Here is a 24388-nt window from a genome sequence, read left to right as displayed (position 1 = left end):
GGCCGCCGTGGCGATGGTGGTCGGGCTGATGTCCGCCGCCGCGTACGGCAAGAGCGCCGACGGCCGGACGAACGCCCCGCAGGCCGCCGCGGAACAGGTCCTGACCTGGACCGCGGGTGACCCCATCGACCGCTACCTGTCCTTCCCGACCACCGCGGTGGCCGGTCCCGCGACGATCGTCTTCGAGAACAGCACGGCCACCGGGAACACCACCGGGATGCCGCACACCCTGACGTTCTCGGTCTCCGACGTCGAGTTCAACAACGACGTCCAGCTGAACCTCCTGGCCAACCCGAACGACGACATGGGAGGCAAGCACACCGCCCAGGTCAACCTGACGGAGGGCCGGTACTTCTACCACTGCACCATCCCCGGCCACGGCTCCATGCAGGGCATCCTGACCGTCACCGCCGGCAGCGGCGAGGACACCACCGCGCCCGTGACCACGGCGAAGGTGGAAGGTGACAAGAACGCCGACGGCGCCTACATCGGCCAGGCCGCGGTCACTCTGGCGGCGACCGACGAGGGCGCGGGCGTCGACAAGATCGAGTACGCGCTCGGCGCCGACGGCCCCTGGCAGCCGTACACGACGCCTGTCGTCGTCGACGAGGTCGGCGCCCACACCCTGCGCTACCGGGCGTACGACAAGGCGGGCAACGTCGAGGCGGAGAAGTCGGTCGACTTCACCGTCGCCGCGCCGCCCACGGACGACACCACCGCACCGGAGACCTCGGCCACGGTGAGCGGGGAGAAGGACGACCAGGGCCGGTACGTGGGGATGGCCACGGTCACCGTGACCGCCTCCGACACGGGCTCGGGCGTCAACACCGTCGAGTACGCGATCGGTACCGGCGCCTGGCAGCCGTACACCGCCCCGGTGATGGTCCACGAGACGGGCGCGCACACCGTCAGATACCGGGCCACCGACAAGGCGGGCAACGCCGCGGCCGAGAAGTCCGTGGACTTCACGGTCGTCGCACCGCCGGCCGAGGACAAGGAGCCGCCGCAGACCACGGCGGGGATCTCCGGCGAGCAGAACTCCGACGGCGCCTACATCGGCCGGGCCACCGTGACGGTCGTCGCGGTCGACTCCGGCGGCTCGGGCGTCGACAAGGTCGAGTACTCCCTCGACGGCGGCCCCTACCTCGCCTACACGGCACCCGTCGTCGTCGACCGGGTCGGCTATCACACGGTCCTCTACCGGGCGACCGACAAGGCCGGCAACACCTCGCAGGCCAAGAGCCTGGCGTTCTCGGTCGCGGAGGGCGGCGGTGTCCCCGCGCCCGTGTGCCCCGAGTACGACGAGCGGTCGACGGTCATCGTCGGGACGGTCGACACCGGTATCCCGAACCGCATGACGGGCAGCCGCTGCACCGTCAACGAGCTGATCGAGGACGAGAAGGACTGGTCGTCGCACGCGCTGTTCCTCAAGCACGTGGACGAGGTCCTCGACCGGCTCCTCGACGAAGGCGTCATCGACAGCCGTGAGCACCGGCAGATCACCCGCGCGGCCAGGGAGTCGGGCATCGGCAAGCCCGGGCAGACCAACGGCTACCGAGACATCTTCGACGGCACCGAGGAGACCTTCGCCAAGTGGCAGCACGTCGGCGGCGGCAAGTTCTCGCTCAGCGAGGACGGGGCCATGACCAGCAGCACCACGGTGCCGGGCATGGGCATGCTGTGGTTCCCGCAGCGGCAGTACGGTGACTTCTCCCTGAAGCTCCAGTGGCGGGACGACGCCCCCGGCGCCGGCAACGCCAACGGCGGTGTCTTCGTACGCTTCCCGTACGTGCACGACAACCCGGAGGAGTCCCGCCCGGAGTGGGTCGCCATCAAGTACGGCCACGAGGTGCAGATCCTGGACCGTCCCGACGGCGACATGTACAAGACCGGCTCGGTCTACGGCTTCGACCGCGTCGGCCTCGGCGGCGCGGGTGTGACGCCGAAGGGCACCTGGAACGACTACGAGATCCGGGTGGAGGGCCAGCACTACTCGGTCTTCCGCAACGGCAAGCTGATCAACGAGTTCGACAACACCGGCGGTCAGGTCTTCCAGCCGCCCCGGTCCGACGACCCGGGCACGGACGGCCGCCGGTACGCCACCGGCTATGTCGGCCTCCAGGTCCACGGCACGACGGACGTGATCTCCTACCGCAACATCAGGATCAAGGAGTTCTGATCCCCACCGGGTGAGCCGCCGCGGCTTCCCTGAACCGACTGCCCCACCGTCCCAAGGCGGTGGGGCGGTCGGCCGTTCCGCCCACGCCGCTAATGTGTCCGAGCGCCCGGGGTGATCCGGCGCGGGTTCGGAGCCGGGCCCGGCAGCACACGGCGCGGTCCCGGCGCCGACGGGACGGACCATGAAGGAGCATGCAGAGTGACAGCTGTACTGACCATGAAGATCCCTCCGGTGAGACGCAAGGACATGCACGGAGGCGCTGTCCCTCCTCCCCCTGTCAGGAACGTGGTCGAGTACGCCGACGGTTCGGGACCGGCCCGGGCCGTCGCGTACGTGGAGCGCGAGCTTCCGCCCGGCGGCATACCCGCTTACCTCGCGGCGCGCGGCAGCGGCGCCCGCTCGTTCGTCCTGTGGGGCGACGAGAACCGTGGAAGCCGGGTTGCCACCGTGGTGACCGAGTCGGCGCGCAACGGAGTCGCCACATATCAGGTGCTCGGCGCGCACGGTGAGGTCATCGGCACCATCGTCCGCGAGAAGGCGCTCAGCGGCCGGGGCCTGCGGACCCGCTGGACGGTACGACAGCCCGGCCTCCCGGACGCGGTGGGCTACAAGGGCCGGATCTTCTGGTGGCTCGTGGTCTGGCTGCTGTCCCCCATGGCGCCGTTCGCCCTGGTGATCGCCGCCTTCGAGAACGGCGACTTTCCCCGCGGCCCCCGGCGCATCATCTGGCGTGCGAGCGGGCAGGTCCCGCTGGAGTTCAAGGCGTTCGGGGACAAGCTGCGCCTCTGCGCGCCGGAGCTGGACCGGCGGCTGGGGTTCGGTCTGATCGCCCTGCTCCGTTCCTTCGACGGCTGGCTCGGCAATTCGTGGGACGACCGCAAGAAGTGAGCCCTGCCCGCCCCCGGGGGTGCCGGCGCGGGCCGACCGGCCCGCGTCCTGGGCCGGGGACCGGCCCGCGTCCTGGGCCGGGGCCGGGCCTTGGGCCGGGCCGCGTCCTGGCCCGCGTCTGGGCCGGCCGGGTCCCGGCTACTCAGCCGCGCTTCCCGGCAATTGAGCATGCGTACTCAGGCGACGCCGAACATGGCCTGAAACCATCGCCACATGCTCAAACACACGAGCGATCCGCGTCCGCGGGTCGGCATCACCGGCGTCGGCAGCGCGCTCCCCGACGCGGTGCTGACATCGCACAGCCTGCAGCGCGAGGCGACCCGTCACCTCGCCAAGTCCCTGCCCGGCACCCTGCTCGCGCAGGCCACCGGCATCGAGAGCCGGCACGTCGCGGCCGACGACGAGTACGCCTCGACGCTCGCCCTGCGCGCCGCGCGCCGGGCGCTGGCGAACGCGTCGCTCGGTCCGCACGACATCGACCTCCTGCTGTTCGCCTCCGCGTCACGCGACATGGTGGAGCCCGCGACGGCGCACATCGTGCAGGCCGAGCTCGGCTCGAAGGCCCACGCCCTCGATGTCACCAACGCCTGCAACAGCTTCGTCAACGGTATCGACGTCGCCCGCAGCACGATCCTGGCCGGACGGGCGCGGCGCGCCCTCGTCGTCACGGGCGAGACCCCGACCCGCGCGATACGCCGCTCACCGGCCGACTTCGCCGAATTCCGGGACGGCTTCGCCGGCTACACCTTCGGTGACGCCGGCGCGGCCGTGGTCCTGGAAGCGGTGCGGCACGGCGGCATCCTCGACGTGGACACCGAGACGCACTCCGAGCACTGGGAGGTCGGCGGCATCCCCGGCGGCGGCTCCCGGCACCCGCGCGGGGACGAGCACACCTACTTCCGCGGCGACGGCCACGAACTGCGCGGCGTCTTCGAGAAGGTGGGCGCCTCGGTCGTGGAGCGGACACTGCACCGCGCCGGCCTCGACTGGGACGGCTTCGCCAAGGTCCTGGTCCACCAGGTGACCGTGCCGTACCTCGAGCGGTTCGCCGAACTGACCGGCGTGCCCGCGGACAAGCTCGTGATCACCGTCCCCGAACTGGGCAACATCGCCAGCGCGAGCATCGGCGTTCAACTGGAGCGGGTGTACGGCGAGTTGACGGCCGGGGACCGGGTGCTGTTCGTCGGTCTCGGTGGCGGCATCAGCATCATGACGATGATCTGGGAGAAGTCATGAGCGCAGTCGGTGATCTGTGGGTGGTCGTACCCGCGTACCAGGAGGAGGAGCGGCTGGCCGGTACCCTGCGGGCCCTCGCGGCGCAGCGGGACCGCGACTTCACGCTGCTCGTGGTCGACAACGCCTCGCCGGACGGCACGAGCACGGTCGCCAAGGACTTCGCAGCCGAGGCACCGTTCCCGGTGGAGGTGCTCGTCGAGCCGGAGAAGGGGGTGGGCTGCGCCGTGGACACCGGTTTCCGCCACGCCATCGAGCGGGGCGCGACCCTGCTCGCCCGCACCGACGCCGACTGCCTGCCCCGGCCCGGCTGGACGGCCGCCGCCCGCGCCGCGATGACGGCCCGGCCGGGACCGGTCCTGGTGTGCGGGCGTATCGTCGCCCGCCGCGACGAGCACGGCCCGCTCGGGCGGGCCGGCTTCTCGGCCCTGGTCCGACTGGCCGCACTGTTCGGCAGACTCCGGCCCGCACACGCCCGCAGGAACGGCTACCTCGCCCCGTACCGCATGCACGCCGGGAACAACATGGCCGTCACCGCCGACCTGTATCTGGCCTGCGGCGGCATGCCCCGCCGGCCGTCGCCGACGGACCGGCTGTTCCTGAACCGGGTGCGGCGGCAGACGGACCGGATCGTGCGCTGCCGGGCCATGGTCGTGGAGAACTCCACCCGCAGGCTCCGGGCGTACGGCATCCGGGGCGCGGCCCGCTGGTATCTGGACCAGGGCAGCGGCGGCCGCGGGGACGACCCCCGCTGACGCGGCCCGTTGCCGACCCTGCCGACCACGCCTGCTGCCGCCGGCGGCTGCGCGACCTTCGCTCAGCGCTGCCCGCCACCTGTACGGTCCCCCGCCGACGTGGCCCCCGCGCCACTGCGGTTGCCCCCGACGTGGCCCCCGCGCCACTGCCGTTGCCCCCCCGACGTGGCCCCCGCGACCACAGCCGCTGCCCCGCCGCCCGGGACGATCCCCACCGGACGTGGCTTCCGCGACCACCGCGGTTGCCCCGTCCCGCCGCCCGCTGTACCGCCTGCCGCCCCCGCGACTCCGGACGTACCGTCACCTACCGCTGGATGGCCACTGATGCTCGACCTCCTCGACCATGCCCTGCGCGCCGCGCCCGAGAAGCCGGCCGTGCTCGGGGCCACCCGCACCGGGCGATCCCGGGTCCGTGCCACCCGCGGCGAACTCGCGGGCCTGGCCGACGCGTACGCCTCCTCTCTGTACGCGCGCGGGCTGCGCCCGGGCGACACCGTCGGTGTCGCGGTGCGTCCCGGCCCCCGCGCGCTCGCCGTCCTGCTCGCTCTGTGGCGGCTCGGCCTGCGGGGCGCGGTGCTCGATCCGGGCGCGGGTCCTGATGTGCTGCGCGCCCGTCTCGCGTCGGCCCGGCCCTCGCTCGTGCTGGCAGACGCCGCGGCGCAGGCGGTCGCCGGGTGGGCGCGGCCGTTGGCGGCGCGGGCACGGCTCGCCCTGCCCGCCCTCGACGAGTTCGGCACGGTGGCGACGGTCGGCCGCAGGCTCCCGGGCTGTGCCCCCGCGCTCGGCAGGGCCGCGGTCCGTGTCCCCACGCGGGACCACGCCGACGGTGACGCCGTCATCGTCTTCACCTCCGGCACGACCTCCCGGCCGAGGGCCGTCGTGCACACCCGCTCCGGACTCGCCGCAGGGATGGAGACGGTCGCGGCCCTGATCGGCGCCCGGCCGGGCGAACCGGTCGTCGGGGGGACCTTCTTCGTCCTCGTACCGTCGCTCGCCCAGGGAGCGCCGGTGGCGCTTCCCGCCCGTTCGCCCAAGGTCCTGGCACGGCAGCTGCGGCGGCTGTGCCCCCAGGACACCTACCTGACACCGCCCCAGTTGCGGGACGCCCTCCGCGCGGGCGCGCGGTTCACGGGCAGGGTGTGGACGGGGTCGGCGCCGGCGAGTGCCGACCTGCTGGGCCGGATACGGGACGCGGGCGCCGCGGAGGCCTGGGGGGTGTACGCGCTCACCGAACTGTTCCCCGCCGCGGCCGTCGAGTCGCGCGACAAGGCGGCCTTCGAGGGGGCGGGGGACCTCGTCGGCCCTCCGCTGCCGGGCGTCGAGGTACGGACGGAGGGCGGCGAGCTGCTGCTGACCGGTCCGGCGGCCAGACACCGCTACCTCGGCGAGGCTCCCGACCGCTGGGTCCGCACCGGCGACCGGGCGCATCTGGACGTCACGGGCCGCATCGTGCTGGAGGGCCGCTGCAAGGACATGGTGCTGCGGCGTGCGGAGAACATCTACCCGGGCCTGTACGAACCCGCCCTTCAGGTGCCGGGTGTCGAACTCGCGGTACTCGTCGGCGTCCCGGCGGGCGACGGCGACGAGCGGCTGGTGGCCGTCGTCCAGCCCCGAGCCGGTCACGCGGAGGCACAGCTGCGTTCCGCTCTCGCCGGACCGCTGCGCAGGATGGGCTCCGCTCGGCCGGACGCGCTGGTGTTCGCGGAGGTCCCGCTGTCAGGCCGGTCCCGCAAGCCGGACCGGACGGCGACGGCGCTGCTCGCGGCGGAACGTCTCGCGGCGAAGGAGGCCGCCCGATGACTGCCGCCCGCTCCGGACTCGCGCGGGCGAGGCGGCGCGACCGCCGGGTCTATCTGCGCTCCCACCCGTTCCTCTTCGCCCTGCTCGCGGCCACTCGCGGCCGTGCCGTCCGCCGGATCGGGCGCACGGTGCTCGTCCACGACGCCGACGCCTACCGCCAGGTGCTGACCGGCCTGCCCCTCGACCGTACGGCCTCCGGGACGACGGGAGGCGCGGCGCGCTCGGCCCTGCGCGCGGCGGGCCACCGCGACGCCGGGGTGCTGTTCGACCAGGAGGGCGCGGGGCACCGGGCCGGGCGACGGGCCCTGGCCCAGGGGCTCGGCGCGGCCGGCGTCGAGGAACTGCGGGGCGTCTGGAGGCCGTTGCTCGCCCGACGGCTCGAACCGCTGGCCGAGGGTGGCGAGGTGGACCTCGTCGCACTCGCCGGCGAACTGTCGGGCACGGTCGTCTGCGCGCTGCTCGGGTGCGGGGCGCCTCCGGCCGCGGTGGCCGCCGCCGCTGCCGATCTGGCCGCCGCCTCCGTCCGCAGTGAGCTCCCCGGCCCCCGCCGGCCGGGCGCGCACGCCGCGTCGGCCCGTGCGACGCGGCGCCTGCGGCGACTGCTCGGTGAAGGGGACGGCGCACTGTCCGCGATGGTGGCGGTCGCCGCCGTCAACACGACCGTCGCGGCGCTGCCCCGGGCGGTGGCCTGGTGCGCGGACGCCGGTCTGTGGGACCAGGCGGCGGACGAACGGCTGCGCCTGCCCCTGGTGGACGAGTTGCTGAGGGTCACGGTCGCCTCACCGTTGCTGCCGCGGGTCGCCGCGGCGGACGGGGTGGTGGCCGGCTGCCCGGTGCGCTCGGGCGACCGTCTGCTGCTGGTCGCCCGCCACGCGGTGGACGCCCACCGCAGCGACCCCGACGCCGAGCGGCCCGCCGCCCCGGACCTGGCGCATCTCGTCTTCGGCGCCGGCCCACACACCTGCCCGGGGGCCCGACTCGCCCGCCTCCAACTGGCCGACGTGCTGGCGGTGTTGGCGGCACATCGCCCCGTCGTCGTCCGTGCGCTCGTGGACCGTGGCGCCGCTCTGCCCAGTTGGCGGAAACTGGTCGTCCGCTCCTCCGTGGAGGTGGCCCGATGACCCGCCGCCCGCGCATCGCGGTGACCGGCGCATCCGGCTTCTGCGGCGGCCACGTCGCGCGGGCCGCCGCGGCGCGGGGCGTCGACGTGGTGTGCCTGGGCCGCCGCCCGGGACCGGTCGGCGAGTTCCGCTTCTGGGACGCCGCATCGGGCCCGCCGGACCTGTCCGGCGTCGACCGGGTCGTGCACTGCGCGGCCGCGGTGGGCGACCCGGCGCCCGGTTCCGGCGCGGAGGCGCAGATGCAGGCGGTCAACGTGGACGGCACCGCACGGCTGCTGGCAGCGGCCGGGGACCTGCCCGTGGTGTGGGTGAGCAGCGCCAGCGTCTACGACCCGCGCCTCGACCGTGGCCTGGTCCGCGAGGACCATCCACGGACCGGGCACCTCAACGCGTACGGGCGCACCAAGGCGGCCGGTGAGGAACTCGCCCTCCGGGCGGGCGCCGTGGTGCTGCGTCCCCGTGCCGTGTACGGCCCGGGTGACACCCAGCTCCTGCCGCGCCTGCTGTCCCGGGTCAGGGCGGGCACGCTGCTGCTCCCGGGCCCGGACGTACGGCTGAGCCTCACGGCGGTCGAGAACCTGGCCGACGCGTGTCTCGCCGCGAACGGCTGGCCTCCCGGCGCGTACAACATCGCCGACCCCCAGCCGTACGCCCGGGACGCGGCCCTGCACGAGGTCCTGCGCGCCCACGGGGTGACGGCCCGTCTCCGGCATCTGCCCCTGGGCCTCGCGAAGGCGGCGGCCCGCACCGCGGAGGCCCTCGCACGCCGCGCCGGCACCGAGCCGGCACTCAGCCGCTACGCGGTGGACCAACTCGCCCACTCGGTCGTCCTGGACGTGTCCCGCGCCCGCGCCCAGGGCTGGATCCCCCGCCGATCCTTGAGCGACTACCTGTCGAGCCGCACCGATTGATGGGGGCCCGGCCCAGGCCGACGACGGCGCGACGCGGTGGTCGTTCCAACCTCGGGGGGCTGGGGCCGGGTTCTGCTTCACGGAATTGGGCAGCCCCCTGGAGGAACCAGGAAGCTCGGGCCCACATCCGGCCTACCGGGGTGTGCCCGTCCTCACTCCGCGTCCTCACCCCGCGGACTCAAGGTCGACCTCATGACCGGCTCCATCCAGTTGCACCCCACCGGGAGCGAACTCGTCGGCCCGGAGATCGCGATGCTCAACGGCGTTGACGATCAGCCCTGGATGGTCTGGCGGCCCGGAGCAGAGGCCCAGGGGAAGCTTCGGCCCCCGAGGCGCCCCAGAGACCCCAGAGTCGGGCAACCCGCACCAACAGCGCGCCCCCGAAAACCCGGAGGCCCAGGAGAACTCGTTCTCCGGACTCCCAGAAGGCTGCTCAGCCGGTCGTGGTCCATCTGTGGAACAGCAATCCGCTGGCCAGAACGCCTCGTGACCCCCACGATGGCGGCAGGCCGTCGGTCATTGAGACTCCACCGACCTCAGCGGGCCGGCTCAAATCCCCAAGGCATCATGAGCCGATACGAGCGGGAGGGGCCGGGATGAGCTGGGCAGCAGTGGGGTTCGATCTGGTCGTGGGAGCGGCGATGCTGGCGGTGGCCTGCAACGTCCAGGACTCCGCATGGCGGGTACATGGCTACCTCGCGGACAATGTCGGGGTGAACCGGCTGCTCACGCCGATTACGGTACAGCTCACCTGCGGCGTACTCGCAGCCGTCATGGCCGGCCAAGTCATCATCGCCTTGACGTAACCCGCAAGGCCCGAGGCGTGCCCGATCAGCCGGGGAACGAGCGGGGAAGTGCAGGGTCACCGACACACATGCCCAGGTCAGTCCCCCGCAGGTGGGCGGGCATCCGCATACGACGTCTTCCATCCAAGCGCGCTGGATCCGGTTGCCGCACGGGACTGCGGGGCGAGATGGCTTCGCCGCGCGTGACCGTGCCACTTCCTGAGGGTGCCGTCCTACTATCAGCCTCTGCTGGAGACTTGAAGAGACCGGGCTGGCTGTTGCGGTGTACCTCAGTGAGCTTCCGCCAACCTGAAGCTGCAGGTCAAAGGGCTGGTGGGACCGGCTCTGGCGGTGCTCACGCTACTCGTGGGCAGGAGTCCATCGAGAAGACCGTCTGACAGAGGTCGGGATTGTCTCCGAAACGGAGTCCGGGGCGGCGCTCTGGCGCGTGCTCCTGGGCTGGATGGCGCAGTCCGTCCCGCTGGCCGGCGCATGACATCCTCGACCAGTGCTCCTGAACGATCTCTCCAGCAGTGTCGACCTCCGCCCAGTGCGCTATCAGTTCGCCACGGTGGGGGGCGACTCGTACGACGACAACTGGCTGGTCATTGACGGCACGGTGATGACTCCTGAGGGAAACTGGTCCTTCGCCGATCCGTGTCTGCTCACCGATGAGGCCCGCCAGGTGTCCGCCTGGTTGCGCGCGGTGGCCGCGGGGACGGTGGACGTCACCGAACCAGATGCCGAAGGTGAGCTGTCGCCGGACACGTGGTTCATCGAGCCGGTCGTGGCTTTCAGCCTCGCCAATCGAAGCGAGGACGGGGCGGCGGTGATTCGCGTTCATCTGTCCCTCGAGGCGGCACCCCCGTGGCAACAGGGTGATGACGGGGCTGACATCTACCAGTACGTTGTGGAGGTCAGGTTGGACGCCCCAGCGCTGCTTTACGCAGCTGACCAGTGGGACCTCTCTCTGGCTCCTCTTCCACCCCGCTGATCCAGCCACCTGGCGAGACCGGACTCCACCGGCGGAGCATTAACCTGCACGCCATGGACTCTCCCGCCCGGCCTGACGGCCCTCTGTCCGACCTGGAGTTTGATCAGTTTCGCGACCTCCTCCGCCGGTACTGCGTACACGAACTCGACCAGTGGGAGAGCTTGCAGACCGAAACACCGTATGGCCCTGTGTACGTGCTGTTCGCACGCTCCCTGCCGCCCGATACCTCTCCGGAGGCGTACAGACCGTTCTGACCCACCTACGTGCGAACCACCGTCACTACTTCATCAGCGCGGGCTGGTGCGCGGACAATGGTGGAGTCGACAGAGATGTCCCAGTCGATCTCGCCTGCTGCATCCGCTGCGGCCTGGACCTGCTGGAGCAGACGCTTCCAGGTCCCGTCGGCCGACCACAGGCGGTGGCGTTCAAAGACGGTCTTCCACGGTCCGAATCTCTGGGGCAGGTCACACCACTGCACCCCGGTCCGTACCCGGTGCAGAATCCCGTCGATCACCTGCCGGTGATCCCGTCATCTGCCACAACGCCTATTGCTGACCGGCACGAACGGCCGCAGACGTTACCACTTGGCATCCGTCAGATCGCCCCGCCCCATGCTCACATCAACGACTCGGGAACTGGGGCTGTCACGTGGGCACGACACCTGCGTGCTGGGCGCTCCCTGGCCTGGAGAGGAACACCCGTCGGGTTTGCCGCTCGATTTCCGCGACGACGACAGCGATCTCCTCCCCGACCTCGAAGTCCTCTCCCGGACTTGCCGCAGGCCGGCCGTGGACCTCTCTGAAGGGGACCAGACCGAAAACCCCGTCCCCAAGGTCGACGAAGATGCCGATGGGAAGCACCTTCTCAACCGTCCCACGGAGTTCCTGGCCCATCACTGTGCGGTCGGCGAAAGCCTTGAGGGGGTCGGGCTTCAGTGCCTTCAGAGACAGTCTGGCCTCCGCGTTGAAGGTGTCGAACTGGAGGAACTCGCACGAGATTCGCTGCCCTACTTGGACAACATCGGTGGGAGCATCGATGTGCCGCCACGACAGTTCGGGGATGACGATGAACCCGACACCGGGCAGGGTGGGATGGCCAGGCCCGTCGTCCAGGGCTACGAAGACCCCGAACCGTTCGATCGCCGCGACGGTGCCGGACAGGATGTCGCCGCGGTGCAGGGACTCCAGGAACGCCCAGAGTTCCGGGCTCTCAGACTGCCAATCCATATCCGCCACCCTGGCACACGACCTCATGCGCCAGCCATGTCCTCAGGCTGAAGCGACCGTCCGCAGTCCCGCCGTGCCTCAGCCGCCGACACCTTGATCGCCCGGACAAGTCCACGGCCTTCCGGGCATGCCCTCACTGCTCGACGAAGCCGGCACTAGGTGCGCGTGAGGCTGACCTCCGCAGGTGGCATCAGTCGTGCTGGACGCCAGCACACTTGCAGGCCCCTGCATGGGCCACATCACCGCCGAACTACACGGCCCAACCGAACGCCGATCGAACGTGCAAAAGCGAGTGTCGGCGGTTCGGATCCTGCCGGAGCACGAGGCAACAACCATCTCTAGGTGCCTTCTTGTGGCGGCGTGACAGATTGTGCCACTCGTGACTACACCCGCCGGCGCAGTACAGCGTTCGTCTGCGGGTGTCCGCGATGCTGAAGAGGGCGACGAGCAGGCGAAATGACTTCGTGAGTTCATAGGCCGGAAGGTCTTCCATCCCGAAGCGCCACTTCGTGAGCATCACCGCAGGGGTGTGGGTGGGCCGGATGCCAGAGAGAGCGATGCTCTCTGGCACATCCTCCTCGCGTGCGCGGGCCTGCCCGCAGAACAGCACCAGAGCGTGCAGGGTCTTCCGCTGGTCGCCCTCCGGCAGGCTCTCGAACCACTCGACGCCCTCAGCCGTCGATCGCAGCCCTTGCGCGAGTTCATTCAGGATCACCTCGTGTGCGTACAGCAAAGCCTCCACCCCCATGCGATTTTGGCCGACGGTACGCCTACGATGCCTGTGGGCGGCAGGTATTGCGTGTTCGACGTGCCCCTCCCTGCCCGTTTCGGTGCCCGACAGGTGTGTAACCAGCTCAACAGCGGTTGGCCGGAGGGGCATCACGGGTGACCTTGGCCCATTGAGCAGTGTGCATCGTGAAGTTGCAGGTCACGGCTCTGGTGTGTCCGGAGTTCTCCATGCTCGGGCTGGTCGCGGGCGGATGCCGTCCGTAAGGATCGTCAGCCCTCGGGAGACTTCGCGGTTCGTCAGGACCAGCAGGGCCTCCACCAGGACAGTCGCCCACTTCGGGTCGGTTCGGACCTTCCCCAGGACCCGCCAGTTCTGCAGGTGCGCGAAGCTGTACTCGACCGGCGCCCGGATCGCGGCGGCGCCTTGTCGGACCGTTGCTGTCATCGGGTCAGGGGCCGGTTTCGGGGGCCTTGTAGCCGGTGATCACGATCGGGTCGGCGTCCGGGCCGCTGTCGTCGAGACCGACGAAGGCCAGGTCGGCGATGGCACCTAGCCGGGCCGCCCGCAGTTGCGGTGAGCTCGTCGAGCCGGCAGGCGGTGATCTCCGAGGACCGTCGGGGGAGGGCCGCCGATTACCGCTGAAATCTCTACCGGGACCCTGACCGCTCTACCGGGACCCTGACCGCTCGGCGCGGCTTCTGGAAGAATCTGGACTCGTGACTGAGACAGAAGTGGCACTGCTTGTCGCAGCCATCGGCGCCGGAGCCGCGATAATCGCGGGCATGATGGCGCATAGCGCAACGATGCGGCAACCAGAGAAGAGTTTCAGTGCCCAGAGAGAGCAGGCCCTTTGGGCACACCGCCGAGATTTATACACGCAATTCCTGCTCACGGCGAAAGAGTACATTCGACTGTACGACCGTACGGGCGGCAGGTATGAGGGAATTCCTGCCAGCATTGAAAGGCTGGAGGATCTTTATTCACAGATGGAGCTTGAATCTACAAGTAGAGAAATCCTGTCCATGGCGAGAAGCATCATCGAACACTTTCGGGAAATTAGATCGCTCGCGAGTACCTACGAAAGGGAGACCGACCCGCCCTATGTTGACACGTTACGAACTCGTTTGCGCGACGAAAATAGCGACCTTAGGAACAGTGTGAGATTTATGCAAAGCGCGGTGCATTCCGAATTAGATCGATAGGCGTGGTAGTGAGACCCATGTACCGTGATTCCCGCAGATTCTGGTGATCGTACCGTCCGGCGACGGCTCGGTGCAGGCCAGGGCGGTGGGCGAGGAAGTCGGCCACACCTTCCTCGACATGGCCACGGGCGAGGAGCTCGTCTCCTACGGCCTCGACGGGGTCTACGGCGCCGTCCGTTCGCCCGCAGCGGTTCCGGCTTCCCGCCGCACCGCCGCCCCCCAAGCCCGTGGACGTGGCGTTCAGACGTCACGACTCCAGGAGTCACGACGCGCGTTCGGGGTTGCACGGCTGTTCGGGAGTCTCGGCGCGGCCGGTATGGCCGTCGTTGACCGATCCGGCTAGAGCTACCGAGCAGAAGGCGTGCCGGATCCATGCCCGACAGGCCGGTGTGCCACGGTCAACAGCGGGTGCCAGGGAGGGCTCAAAGCTTTGGCCTGGCACCCGTTGCCGCTGGTCGGCTCGCCAACTACGTCCAGAAGCGCGGTGATTCCCAAGCTGAGCGCGGGTCGAACCCCGTATTGCGCTCCACCCAGAAGGCCCCAGGTCAACGGACCGGGGCCTTCTGCGTGATACCTGGCCCCGTCCAGGCATCCCGTGCCGCATGCGAGCCGGATGTTCGGTCATCCCCTCTCCACCACGCCGCTGCCGGACCAGCGTCGGGCCGGCCGGCCGCGGCGTCGCCGGGCTGTCGCGACGCGCCGGCGACAAGGGCACCGGCGTCGTCCCGACCGCCTGGCAGGCGGGCAGGCGGTGCCGGTGGACCCCCGCCTCAACGTCCTGACGTGCACCAACGGCTCCGGAACAGGGGCGCGCGCGGACAGCTGCCGAGCCCTCGGTAAGATACGTACATGCATGTATGTGAGGACGGACCAAGCCGGTCAGGCGGAGGGGACCCCCCGAGCCCACGTCGTTCCACGCAGGCCGAGCGCCGGGAACGCACGCGCAATGCGCTTCTGGAGTCGGCCGCTCGGGGGCTGTCCCGTTACGGCTACAGCAACCTCGTGCTCGAGCAGGTGGCCAGAGAGGCCGGATACACGCGGGGCGCGCTCTACCACCAGTTCAAGGACAAGCAGGACCTGGCGCTGGCCGCACTCCAGTGGGTTCTGGACACCTGGGAGCAGGAGGTCGGCCGCCAGGTCGAGCAGGAGTCGGATCCGGTCGCGGCGCTGCTCACGCTCGCGCGCGCCCACACCGTCTTCTGCCGTCGCGACATCGCCCGCGTGGCGATGGCGCTGCGCCTGGAGTTCTCCGGGCAGGACCATCCGATCGCGCACGAGGTGGAGAAGGGCTACCACGCGCTCACCGGCACCTGCGTCGGCTTCGTCGAGGCCGGACGCGAGGCGGGGTCAATTCCCGACGGACCCCCGGCCAGGGACGTCGCACTCGCCTACATCGGCGCGATCGAAGGCACGTCCATCGCTCTGGCCGGCCAAGTCCCGCAAGACGCGGCGCTCGTGGCCGCAGCCGCTGCCGGCGCCCTCGGGCTCGATCCCCGTGCCATGTACCCCTCGTACGCCGCCGCACCGAAGGAGACACACTCGTGAAGCTCCCCGACACCGCGCACACGTCCCGCCCGTGGCGGATACACGAGATCGCGGACGACTTCCGCCTCTACGACGTCTGGGCACTGCCGACACCCGGCGGCCCCGACGACTTCCCGCGACTGGTGCGGAACATGTCCGTGGGAGACACCTCGGACAATCCCTCGCGGGTTGCCCGCACGCTCTTCGCGATCCGCTGGAAGCTCGGGAAGCTGCTCGGCTGGGACAATCCGAAGTCGGGGGTGGGCTCCCGGGTTCCGACCTTGCGTGACCGGCTGCCACAGGATCTGCGCGACGGCCGGACCGGGCCGGAGTTCGACCTCCTGCCCTTCACGTCGGTCTACCTGACGGACGACGAGTGGGCGGCGGAAATGGCCAACCGGACCATGCACGGGGTGATGCACCTGAGCTGGGTCCCGGACGGCTCCGGTGGTTACCGCGGTCAGATGGCCGTGCTGGTGAAGCCCAACGGGCTGTTCGGCAAGGCGTACATGGCGGCGATCGCGCCCTTCCGGCACCTGCTCGTCTACCCGCCGCTGATGCGCGGTATCGGGCGCGAATGGCTCGAGTCGGCGCCGCAGCCGTGACGCCCCACCGCCGGGCAGGGGGCAGAAGGCGGCGGCCGGGCCCGGCGCGTGCGCCGGCTCAGCCCGCCGGCTTCTTCGCGCGGCTCGGCTGCACCCGCTTCGGCTCCCCCGGCATCTTCGGATAGTCCGGCGGATACGGCAGGTCGCTCAGCCCGTGGTCGCGCTCGTCCTTGCGCGACAGCTCCAGCAGGCTGTCCAGCGAGAACGCGTGGTCGTCCATGTCGGCGTGCACGTCCCCCAGTTCGGCGAACCGCCCGGGCATCGTGGCGAGGTCGAAGTCCAAGGGCGACACGTCCTCGAGTTCGTCCCAGCGCAGCGGGGCGGACACGAGCGCCTTCGGGTTCGGGCGTACGGAGTACGCGGACGCGATCGTGCGGTCGCGGGCGGTCTGGTTGTAGTCGACGAAGATCCGCTCGCCGCGCTCCTCCTTCCACCAGGCCGTGGTGACCCGGCCCGGCATCCGCCGCTCCAGCTCTCTGGCCGCGGCGATGGCGGCGCGGCGCACTCCGGTGAACTCCCAGCGGGGTTCGATCGGCACGAAGACGTGGACGCCGCGGCCCCCCGAGGTCTTGGGCCAGCCGCGCAGGCCGTGCTCCTCCAGCAGGGGGCGCAGTTCGAGGGCGGCCTTGACGGCGTCCTTGAAGTCGGTGCCGGGCTGCGGGTCAAGGTCGATGCGCAGCTCGTCGGGGTGGTCGACGGCGTTCCTGCGCACGGGCCACGGATGGAACGGCAGCGTGCCGAGGTTGGCGGCCCAGATCACGGCGGCGACCTCGGTGGGGCAGATCTCGTCCGCGGTGCGACCGCTGGGGAAGGAGATGTGGGCGGTCGGGATCCAGTCGGGGAGGTACTTGGGGGCGCGCTTCTGGAAGAAGGACTCGCCCTCCACACCCTCCGGGTAGCGTTCGAGGGTGGTGGGCCGGTCGCGCAGCGCGCGCAGGATGCCGGGCCCGACGGACAGGTAGTACTGGGCCACGTCCAGCTTGGTGAAGCCCCGCGCGGGGAAGTAGATCTTGTCCGGATTGGACAGCCGTACGGTCCGCCCGCCTGCTTCCAGTTCCACCGCTGCACCCATGTGGGCCACGGTAGGCCGAGCACGGTTATGCCGCATATCGGGCAGAATCGACCTATGGATCTGCCCGTGATGCCGCCCGTGAAGCCGATGCTCGCCAAGGCCGTCAAGAAGATTCCGCCGGGAATGCACTACGAGGCCAAATGGGACGGCTTCCGGGCGATCGTGCACCGTGACGGCGACGAGCTGGTCATCGGATCCCGCACCGGCAAGCCGCTCACCAGGTACTTCCCGGAGCTGGTGGCCTCGCTCTCGGACAATCTGCCCGCGCGCTGCGTCATCGACGGGGAGATCGTCATCGCGCACGAAGGGCGGCTGGACTTCGACCGGCTCACGGAGCGTATCCACCCCGCGGACTCCCGGGTGCGGATGCTCGCCGAGCGGACACCGGCCAGCTTCGTCGCCTTCGACGTGCTCGCGCTGGGCGACGAGTCGCTCATGGACGCCCCGTTCAGGGCCCGCCGGGAACGGCTCGAGGAGGCCCTCGCGAACACCCGGCCGCCGGTCCACCTCACGCCGACGACCACCGACACCGAGGTCGCGCAGCAGTGGTTCGACCAGTACGAGGGGGCGGGGCTCGACGGGGTCGTCGCCAAGCCGCTGGACCTGCCGTACCGGCCGGACACCCGGCTGATGTACAAGGTCAAGCACGAGCGCACCGCCGATGTCGTCGTCGCCGGCTACCGCTTCCACAAGAGCGGCCCGGTCGTGGGTTCGCTGCTGCTCGGGTTGTTCGACGACTCGGGGTCGCTCCAGCACGTCGGCGTCTGCGCGGCGTTCTCGATGAAGCGGCGCGAGGAGCTGGTGGCGGAGCTGGAGCCGCTGCTGATGGACCCGGTGGACGGTCATCCGTGGGCCGCGTGGGCGGAGGAGAGCGCCCATGCGAGCGCCCGGCTGCCCGGCGCGCCGAGCCGCTGGTCGGGCAAGAAGGACCTGTCCTGGGTGGCTTTGCGGCCCGAGCGGGTGGTGGAGGTGGCCTACGACCACATGGAGGGCGACCGTTTCCGGCACACCGCGCAGTTCCGGCGGTGGCGCCCGGACCGGGACCCCTCCAGTTGCACGTACGCGCAACTGGAGGAGCCGGTGAGCTACGACCTGGCCCAGGTGCTGCCGCCGTCAGGCGGGTGAGCAGGGGTCGTCGCCGGGAGCCGGGCCGTCGCTCGGGCCGGGCGGCGGTGTGACGGGCGGAGCCGGTGACTCGCCCGGCGGCTCGGACGGCGACGGGGACTGCGTGGGGCAGTCCGGGTCGGAGGGACCGGGGTCGGGTGACGGATCGGGGGACGGGTCCGGTGAGGGGTCGGGGCTCGGGTCCGGGGAGGGATCCGGCGACGGGTCCGGCGAGGGGTCGGGCGACGGATCCGGGCCGGGCACGCTCGGACGCGGCCGGGGAGCGGGGTCTCGGGTCGGCGTGGGCACCGGGGCGGGCGGACCGCCCGGCGGCCCGATGATGATCTCGCCACCGCCCTCTCCCCCGTCGTCGCCGCCGTCGCCGACGGGCCGCTCGGCCGGTGTGCCGCCGCCGGCGCCCGGGCTGGTGGGGAGCACCCCCCCGGCCGTCCGCCACCGGATGGACACCCTTGCGGTAGAAGTCGAGCCAGGCGAGCACCGTCCGCAGATATTCCCGCGAGTGGTTGTAGCTGAGGATCGCCCGGTCGAGATGGGCCTTGACCGCGAGGCTCCGCTCGCCCGCACAGAGATAGCGGCCGGCGGCGAGCGCGGCGTCGTGGATGTTGTTGGGGTCCCTGCGGCCGTCGCCGTTCGCGTCCTGACCCCAGTTCGCCCAGGTGGACGGTATGAACTGCATCGGCCCCACCGCACGGTCGTACCGGATGTCGCCGTCCCAGGCGCCGTTGTCGGTGTCGGCGATGTGCGCGAAGCCGTTGCCGTCGAGGACCGGGCCCAGGATCGGCGAGAGCGTGGTGCCTGCGGCGTCGACACGGCCGCCGGAGGCCTGCCCGGACTCCACCTTGCCGATGGCGGCGAGCAGTTGCCACGGCAGCCGGCAGCCGGGATCGCTGCGCCCGATCCGGGCCTCGGCGCCGCGGTAGGCGGCGAGGACGGTGGCGGGGATGCCCGACTCGGCGCGGACCGGGTCCACCTGTACGGCCGGTCCGGAGCCGGGTACCGGCGCGGGCGGGACCGGCACGGGCAGCGGCGGCAGCTCCACGTGGTACGAGTCGTCGTTGGGTGTGACCGGCCAGGTACCGGCGTCCGCAGCGCTGTTCCCGTCCGCGGTCGGAAGGGGCGGTACGAGTCCGGGCGCCTGCGAGGCGGTGAGCGCCGTCATGGCGGCGACGGCCGCCGCGGTCCCGGCCAGTCCCCGCCGCAGCCGCCTCCTGCCGGGCCTCATGAGCCGGACCCGAAGGTGTCGATGCCGGCGATGCGCCAGGTGCCGTCCTCGTGAACGGCGTCCACGGCGAGCATGGCGGCGGCGTACGTCGTCTCTTCCTTGGCCGCGGTGCGCGTGTTGCTCTGGTCGGCGTAGACGAGGACACGGGCCCGGTCCTTGGCGATCTGTTCCACGCCGCTCGCGGTGACGGTGGTGGTCAGCACCAGCTTCTGCTTCGGGCCTTCCTTGACGACGGTCGCGAGCATCTCGCCGTGCTGCTGGACCGCGCGGCCGGTCAGGTGGGTCTTCGCGGCCTGGTCGAGGGCGCCCGCGTCGGCGAAGTTGTAGGAGAAGACGGCTTCGACGGCCGTGGTGACCTGTCCCTTGACCTCGCTGGTGCGGGCGATGTCGGTGAGGGCCGTGTTGCGCGCGGCGGGCCGGTCGCGCAGGTCGGCCGCGCGATCGGCGGCGAAGGCGGCGAAGCCGCCGAGGAGGAGGGTCAGCACGGCGAGGACGGCCGGCGGTCCGGCGCGGCGGGCCCGCGCCCCGCGCGAGGGGCTTCCGCCGTCCGGTTCCGCACGGCCGGGTGTCCCCTTCACGGCGGCGCGTGCCTTGCCGGGTGTCCCTTTCACCGCGGCGGGTGCCTTGCCAAGTGACCCTTTCACGGCGGCGGTTGTCCTGCTCTGGGCCCGTTTGCCGCCCGCCCGGCCGGCGTCGCGGGCGGGGGCCCGCTCCCGGTCCTGGTCCGACGTCGTCGCATCGCCGGACGGCGGCGCGGCCGTGGGGCCGGCGGTGCGCGAGGCGGCGCCGGCAAGCCGGCGCTGTCTGTTGATGAGGTGCCGGGTCGTCGACATGTCGGGAGTCCTCTCGGTGGTTACTCGGCCGCGGTGTTGCCGACGGGTGCCTGACCGAGCGCGCTGAGCTTCCATCCCTGCGGTGTGCGGGTCAGCTCGCCGAGCATCCGGCTCTCCTTGCGGGCCGGTTCGCCCTTGGGAGCGGTCACCGTGATCCGCAGGGCGACCATCACGCTCGCGCGGCCGGCCCTGTCGTCGAGTTCCGTCACCGCCGCTGAGAGCACCTTGGCGCTGGTGACCGTCTTCGCCTCCTGGATCTGCCGCTCGAACTCGCGGCGGCCGTCGACGAGTTGCCGGTGGAGGTCGCCGGTGGCGGAGTCCTCCCAGGTGTCGAGGCCGCCCTTGAGGTCCCGGTGGTCGAGGGTGTTCATGTTCTGTACGGCCTGCCGGCCGGCGGCCAGGGCCTCGTCGCGTTGCTGCGCGAAGGCCAGGGAGTCGTCGTGCGCGGCCCCGTACCAGGACCAGCCTCCCCAGCCGGCGAACGCCGCCGCCACGACGGTCAGCGCCAGAGCCGCCGCGACCACCGGGTTCCTCGTCGTCCGTGCCATGTGCCCCTCTTCCTTCCCTGTCGGTGCACCGCTGCCGGGGTGCACCGCTGCCGGGTCCACCGCTGTCGTGCCGCTCCCGGGTGTCACCGGGACGTGATGTCGAGGATCCGCCAGTGCCCGTCGCCGAGTTCGGCCGTGACGGACAGCTGGGCGGGGGCGGTCGCGGGTGCTCCGCCCTGCCGCTGGGAGACCTGGTCGAGGAAGACCAGGAGCTGTGCGCTGCTGCCGTTCAGCCGGGTCACCCCGGCGCGTACGACATGGGTGGTGAGCGTGAGCTTCTGTTCGGCGGCGCGCTTCTCGACCTGGCCGAACAGCTCCGCGTACTGGCGGGCCGCCTTGCCGGCGAGGAGTTGGCGCGCCGCCTCTCGGGTGGCTCCGGTGTCCCCGGGGGTGTAGGAGAAGACGGACGTCAGCGCGTTGCTGACGTCGCCGGTGACGCGTGCGGTGGCTTCGGTGTCGGTGAGCGCCAGGTTGTCCGCGGAGGGGGCTCCGGTCAGCTGCCCCGCCTTCAGCAGGAACAGCGACCCGCCGGTCAGCAGCGCGAGCACCAGTGCGGCGACCGCCGGGGCCCGCCAGCGGCGGTGTCCGGCCGGGCGGGCACCGGCGGACGGCCCGGCCGGAGGTTCGCTGTTCCGCGCGGGCCGGTGGCCCGGCCCGGGCACCGCCGTGGTGACGTCCTCGCTGGTGCTCATGACCGCTCCCGCCTCGTCGCCTCGCATGTCACACCCCGCCGACCGGGACCGCCGCCAGGGACCGGACCTTCCAGCCGTCGGCGGTGCGGGCCAAGGTCGCTTCCAGACGCTTGCGCTCGGTGTCCGGCGGCCCGCCGCCGGCCGTGTCCGTCTCCACCTCGACGGTGGCGATCAGCTCGGCGGTACCGGTCCGGTCGTCCAGCACGGTCAGGGCCGCGTCGGTGATCCGGGCACGCGCCGTCGGGCCCGCCTTGGTCTTCGCCTCCCGCAGTTCCTCGCGCAGCGGTCCGGTGGAGGCGTCCAGCCATCGCCGGAGCGCCGCTTCGGGCTTTCGGCCGTCGAAGCCGGTGAGGGTCTCGACGTGCCGCTTCCCGTCGTGGAGGGCAGCGTCGCGGGAGGCGGCGAAGGCCAGGGACTCGTCGCCCTCGGCCTGCGTACAGCTCCAGGCGCCGAACGCGCAGAACAGCAGGGCCAGTACGACGGAGGTCCGGGCGGCGAGCGCCGCTCCGCCTGTCCTCATGGCGCGACCTCCAGGCCCAGCAGACCGCTCATGCCGGAGGCCGAGCCGGTCACCGGCGGCAGGCCGAGCGCCCCCGGCAGCGTCGCCGTTCTGTCGCCGCCGCCGGTGCCCGTACCGGACGCCGATGACGCGGTGCCGGGCCGTGCGGGATCGGGCACCGGGCCGCCGGTGGGCGCGTTGGCGCTGCCGCGGACGTTCTTGCCGCTGCTGGGCGGTGAGGTGCAGCGCGCGGCGGTGTCGACGGCCGTGGCGGGCGAGGTGTCGAGGCCGTTGCGGTAGACGGTGGAGCCGTATCCGTCGGTGCACGGCAGCGGCTCGAAGAAGGTGACCGACATGCCGAACCGTGCCCCCTCGCCGGTGACGGCGGTGGCTCCGGCGGCGGCGACAGCCGGCAGTTTCACCAGGAGTTCCTCGATGCCGTTCTGCCGGGTGACGGCGACCTCGGCGGTGGTGAGGAGGTTGGCCACGACGACGCCGAAGGCCGGGTCGAGGTCGCGGAGCAGTCCGCTGATCTGTCCTGCGGCGCCGGGTGCGGCGGCGATGAGCTCGCGCAGGTCGGTGTCCGAGCCCTTCAGTTTGGCCGCGAGTTCCCTGGCGCCGCCCGCGAAGTCCTTGAGCGCCCTGCCGTGTTCGATCTGGGTGCGTAGTACGGTCTCCCCTTCGATCATCAGCCGGGTGTTGACGGGCAGTGCCTCGTCGGCGGCGACGACGAACTCGTTGCCGTTGTCGAGCAGCACCTGGAGGTCGTCGCCGCGGCCGTTCAGTGCCGTGCCGAACTCGTCGACGACGGTGCGCAGGGACTCCAGGTCGACCGAGGAGGCGAGGTCGTCGACGCCGGTGAGGACGTCGGTGACGGGTGCGGGCAGGCGGGTGGAGGCGCGGGCGATGACCGAGCCGTCCTCCAGGTAGGGGGCGTCGTCGCTCGCGGGCCGCAGGTCGATGTACTGCTCTCCGACGGCCGAGAGGTTGGCGACGACCGCTTCGAGGTCGGCGGGGATGCGCGGGGCGTCGTCCTTGATCCGCAACTCGGCCTCGACGCCGTCCGGAGTGAGCTCGATGTCGCCGACCCGTCCGACGGACACTCCCCGGTAGGTCACGTTGGAGTGGGTGAACAGGCCTCCGGTCTGTGCCAGTTCGACCTTGACGGTGTAGTGGTCGCGCATGCCGACGAGGTGGCCGAGGTCGGCGTAGCGGACGCCCACGAAGCCCAGGACCAGGACGGCGATGACCAGGAACGCGACGTTCTTCAGGCGGATGGCGGTCGTGATCATCAGCGGGTCCCTCCGCCCTGCCCGGTGGTGCCGGTGACCGCGGGGAGCGGCAGGGGCGCGGTGCCCCTGGTCCGCGCGGCGGCCGGCTCCTCGTCGTCGGGCACGAACTCGGGGATGATCGTCGTGCCGGGTGCGGCCGTCACATCGAGGTAGACGTTGAGGTAGTCGCCCTTCACGCCGCGCAGCACCTCGTCGGTGAACGGGTAGGTGAGCAGCACCTGGAGGGAGTCGGGCAGGTCCTGGCCGGAGTCGGCGAGCGCCTTGAGGGTCGGCGCGAGGGCTTTGAGGCTCGCGATGGTGTCGGCCTTGGACTTGTCGATGGTGTCGACGGCGACCGTGGACAGGGTGCCCAGCGCCCGCAGCATCGTGAGCAGCGAACCGCGCTGTTCCTCCAGCACCTTCAGCCCCGGGCTCAGACCGGTGAGGACGGTGCCGACCTGCTGTTTGCGGGTGGCGAGGGTGGCGGCGAGCCGGTTCACCCCGTCGAGGGCGGCGGTGATGTTCTCCTTGTTGTCGTCGAGGCTGGTGACGAGCGTGTCGAGTCGCTTCAGCAGGGAGCGGACCTTCGGTTCACGGCCGCCGATCGCCTTGTTGAGCTCGGTGGCGATGGTCTTGATCTGGTTGACGCCGCCGCCGTTGAGCAGCAGCGACAGAGCGCCGAAGACCTCTTCCACCTCGGGGTTGCGGTTGGTGCGGCTCATCGGGATGGCGGCGCCGTCGGCGAGGGCGCCCTGTGCGGCCGCGGCCTTGGCGGGCGGGGTGAGCTGGATGTACTTCTCGCCGAGGAGGCTGGACTGTTCCAGGTGGGCGTAGGCGTTGGCGGGCAGCTTCACGTCTCCGGCGACCCTCATGGTGACCTTCGCGGACCAGTCGTCCCGGTTGAGCGTGATCTTGGTGACCCGGCCGACGGCGACGTCGTTCACCTTCACCGACGACTGGGGGACGAGGCTGAGCACATCGGCGAACTCGGCGGTGATCTCGTACGGGTCGCTGCCGAGGTCGGCCCCGCCGGGCAGGGGCAGTTGCTCGATGCCGGAGAACTCGGGCACCGAGCAGCCGGCCGCCGACAGGGTGAGGCCGAGCGTCAGCGCGAGGACGGCGGCGCCATGCCGGCGGGCTCGCGCGTCGGCGGGACGGGCAGCGGCGGGCGGG

22 protein-coding genes and 2 pseudogenes are annotated in these 24388 nt (G+C 71.3%); 13 read left to right on the top strand and 11 right to left on the bottom strand.

Annotated features, from left to right (window positions below):
- The first annotated feature begins 13 nt into the window (after positions 1-13).
- From AB0K36_RS09970 to AB0K36_RS09930, 9 genes are all read left to right on the top strand, one after another.
- On the top strand, positions 14-2179 hold the full coding sequence (locus tag AB0K36_RS09970) for an OmpL47-type beta-barrel domain-containing protein (RefSeq protein WP_364591091.1): 2166 nt from the start codon (positions 14-16) through the stop codon (positions 2177-2179).
- Positions 2180-2377: 198 nt separating this feature from the next.
- Positions 2378-3067 carry a hypothetical protein gene (locus AB0K36_RS09965; RefSeq protein WP_364590875.1) on the top strand — a complete coding sequence of 230 codons (690 nt, stop codon included), beginning with the start codon at positions 2378-2380 and terminating at the stop codon, positions 3065-3067.
- Positions 3068-3280: 213 nt separating this feature from the next.
- Entirely contained in the window at positions 3281-4303 is a 1023-nt protein-coding gene (locus AB0K36_RS09960; protein ID WP_364590872.1) for a 3-oxoacyl-ACP synthase III family protein, read from the top strand.
- A complete protein-coding gene (locus AB0K36_RS09955) occupies positions 4300-5055 on the top strand; it encodes a glycosyltransferase family A protein (RefSeq protein ID WP_364590869.1) in 756 nt (251 codons plus the stop codon). Before AB0K36_RS09960 ends, AB0K36_RS09955 begins: the two co-directional genes overlap by 4 nt.
- 324 nt (positions 5056-5379) lie before the next feature.
- Positions 5380-6855, top strand: a complete 1476-nt coding sequence (locus tag AB0K36_RS09950) for a class I adenylate-forming enzyme family protein (protein WP_364590866.1) — start codon at positions 5380-5382, stop codon at positions 6853-6855.
- Positions 6852-7976 (top strand): cytochrome P450, encoded by a 1125-nt coding sequence (locus tag AB0K36_RS09945; protein WP_364590863.1) that lies wholly within the window; start codon positions 6852-6854, stop codon positions 7974-7976. Before AB0K36_RS09950 ends, AB0K36_RS09945 begins: the two co-directional genes overlap by 4 nt.
- On the top strand, positions 7973-8887 hold the full coding sequence (locus tag AB0K36_RS09940) for an NAD-dependent epimerase/dehydratase family protein (protein ID WP_364590860.1): 915 nt from the start codon (positions 7973-7975) through the stop codon (positions 8885-8887). Before AB0K36_RS09945 ends, AB0K36_RS09940 begins: the two co-directional genes overlap by 4 nt.
- A gap of 596 nt (positions 8888-9483) precedes the next feature.
- Complete coding sequence (locus tag AB0K36_RS09935; protein WP_364590857.1) at positions 9484-9693, top strand: hypothetical protein; 210 nt, start codon at positions 9484-9486, stop codon at positions 9691-9693.
- 487 nt (positions 9694-10180) lie between these two features.
- Positions 10181-10666: a WapI family immunity protein gene (locus AB0K36_RS09930; RefSeq protein ID WP_364590854.1), complete on the top strand. Its 486-nt coding sequence runs from the start codon at positions 10181-10183 to the stop codon at positions 10664-10666.
- Between the two features lie 289 nt (positions 10667-10955).
- Here the strand turns inward: AB0K36_RS09930 and AB0K36_RS09925 are convergent.
- The 3 genes and pseudogenes from AB0K36_RS09925 to AB0K36_RS09915 all read right to left on the bottom strand — a co-directional run.
- Positions 10956-11240 (bottom strand): annotated as a pseudogene (locus AB0K36_RS09925) (transposase); the annotation flags it as partial.
- A 70-nt stretch (positions 11241-11310) separates the two neighbouring features.
- Positions 11311-11892 carry a S1 RNA-binding domain-containing protein gene (locus tag AB0K36_RS09920; protein ID WP_364590851.1) on the bottom strand — a complete coding sequence of 194 codons (582 nt, stop codon included), beginning with the start codon at positions 11890-11892 and terminating at the stop codon, positions 11311-11313.
- A 250-nt stretch (positions 11893-12142) separates the two neighbouring features.
- Positions 12143-12607 carry a DUF5958 family protein gene (locus AB0K36_RS09915; RefSeq protein ID WP_364590848.1) on the bottom strand — a complete coding sequence of 155 codons (465 nt, stop codon included), beginning with the start codon at positions 12605-12607 and terminating at the stop codon, positions 12143-12145.
- A 731-nt stretch (positions 12608-13338) separates the two neighbouring features.
- Here AB0K36_RS09915 and AB0K36_RS09910 point away from each other — a divergent pair.
- The 3 genes from AB0K36_RS09910 to AB0K36_RS09900 all read left to right on the top strand — a co-directional run bounded on the left by AB0K36_RS09910 (position 13339) and on the right by AB0K36_RS09900 (position 15953).
- Entirely contained in the window at positions 13339-13824 is a 486-nt protein-coding gene (locus AB0K36_RS09910) for a hypothetical protein (RefSeq protein ID WP_364590845.1), read from the top strand.
- 1002 nt (positions 13825-14826) lie between these two features.
- Positions 14827-15369 carry a TetR/AcrR family transcriptional regulator gene (locus AB0K36_RS09905; RefSeq protein WP_435877822.1) on the top strand — a complete coding sequence of 181 codons (543 nt, stop codon included), beginning with the start codon at positions 14827-14829 and terminating at the stop codon, positions 15367-15369.
- On the top strand, positions 15366-15953 hold the full coding sequence (locus AB0K36_RS09900; protein ID WP_364590839.1) for a DUF2867 domain-containing protein: 588 nt from the start codon (positions 15366-15368) through the stop codon (positions 15951-15953). The genes AB0K36_RS09905 and AB0K36_RS09900 overlap by 4 nt, the downstream gene beginning before the upstream one ends.
- Before the next feature lie 58 nt (positions 15954-16011).
- Here AB0K36_RS09900 and ligD read toward each other — a convergent pair whose 3' ends face one another.
- The gene (gene ligD / locus AB0K36_RS09895) at positions 16012-17025 is read right to left on the bottom strand and encodes a non-homologous end-joining DNA ligase (RefSeq protein ID WP_364590836.1); all 1014 of its coding nucleotides are present in this window, start codon (positions 17023-17025) and stop codon (positions 16012-16014) included.
- Between the two features lie 54 nt (positions 17026-17079).
- Between ligD and AB0K36_RS09890 the strand changes: the two genes are divergently transcribed.
- The gene (locus AB0K36_RS09890) at positions 17080-18150 is read left to right on the top strand and encodes an ATP-dependent DNA ligase (RefSeq protein ID WP_364590833.1); all 1071 of its coding nucleotides are present in this window, start codon (positions 17080-17082) and stop codon (positions 18148-18150) included.
- Here AB0K36_RS09890 and AB0K36_RS09885 read toward each other — a convergent pair.
- The 7 genes and pseudogenes from AB0K36_RS09885 to AB0K36_RS09855 form a co-directional block, all read right to left on the bottom strand.
- A pseudogene (locus AB0K36_RS09885) lies at positions 18139-19372 on the bottom strand (lytic transglycosylase domain-containing protein). The gene AB0K36_RS09890 and the pseudogene AB0K36_RS09885 sit on opposite strands and share 12 nt — an antisense overlap.
- Positions 19369-20205 (bottom strand): hypothetical protein, encoded by an 837-nt coding sequence (locus AB0K36_RS09880; RefSeq protein ID WP_364590830.1) that lies wholly within the window; start codon positions 20203-20205, stop codon positions 19369-19371. Before AB0K36_RS09880 ends, AB0K36_RS09885 begins: the two are co-directional and overlap by 4 nt.
- Positions 20206-20225: 20 nt before the next feature.
- On the bottom strand, positions 20226-20753 hold the full coding sequence (locus AB0K36_RS09875) for an Rv1363c family protein (RefSeq protein ID WP_364590827.1): 528 nt from the start codon (positions 20751-20753) through the stop codon (positions 20226-20228).
- A gap of 83 nt (positions 20754-20836) precedes the next feature.
- Positions 20837-21445 (bottom strand): hypothetical protein, encoded by a 609-nt coding sequence (locus tag AB0K36_RS09870; RefSeq protein WP_364590824.1) that lies wholly within the window; start codon positions 21443-21445, stop codon positions 20837-20839.
- A gap of 28 nt (positions 21446-21473) precedes the next feature.
- Positions 21474-21965 carry a hypothetical protein gene (locus AB0K36_RS09865; protein WP_364590821.1) on the bottom strand — a complete coding sequence of 164 codons (492 nt, stop codon included), beginning with the start codon at positions 21963-21965 and terminating at the stop codon, positions 21474-21476.
- Positions 21962-23236, bottom strand: a complete 1275-nt coding sequence (locus AB0K36_RS09860) for an MCE family protein (RefSeq protein ID WP_364590818.1) — start codon at positions 23234-23236, stop codon at positions 21962-21964. Before AB0K36_RS09860 ends, AB0K36_RS09865 begins: the two co-directional genes overlap by 4 nt.
- A complete protein-coding gene (locus tag AB0K36_RS09855; protein ID WP_364591088.1) occupies positions 23236-24324 on the bottom strand; it encodes an MCE family protein in 1089 nt (362 codons plus the stop codon). Before AB0K36_RS09855 ends, AB0K36_RS09860 begins: the two co-directional genes overlap by 1 nt.
- Positions 24325-24388 lie beyond the last annotated feature (64 nt).

This window comes from Streptomyces kurssanovii, from assembly GCF_040677245.1.
In the GTDB taxonomy this organism is placed as follows: domain Bacteria; phylum Actinomycetota; class Actinomycetes; order Streptomycetales; family Streptomycetaceae; genus Streptomyces; species Streptomyces kurssanovii.
This window is presented reverse-complemented; position numbering and strand designations above follow the sequence as displayed.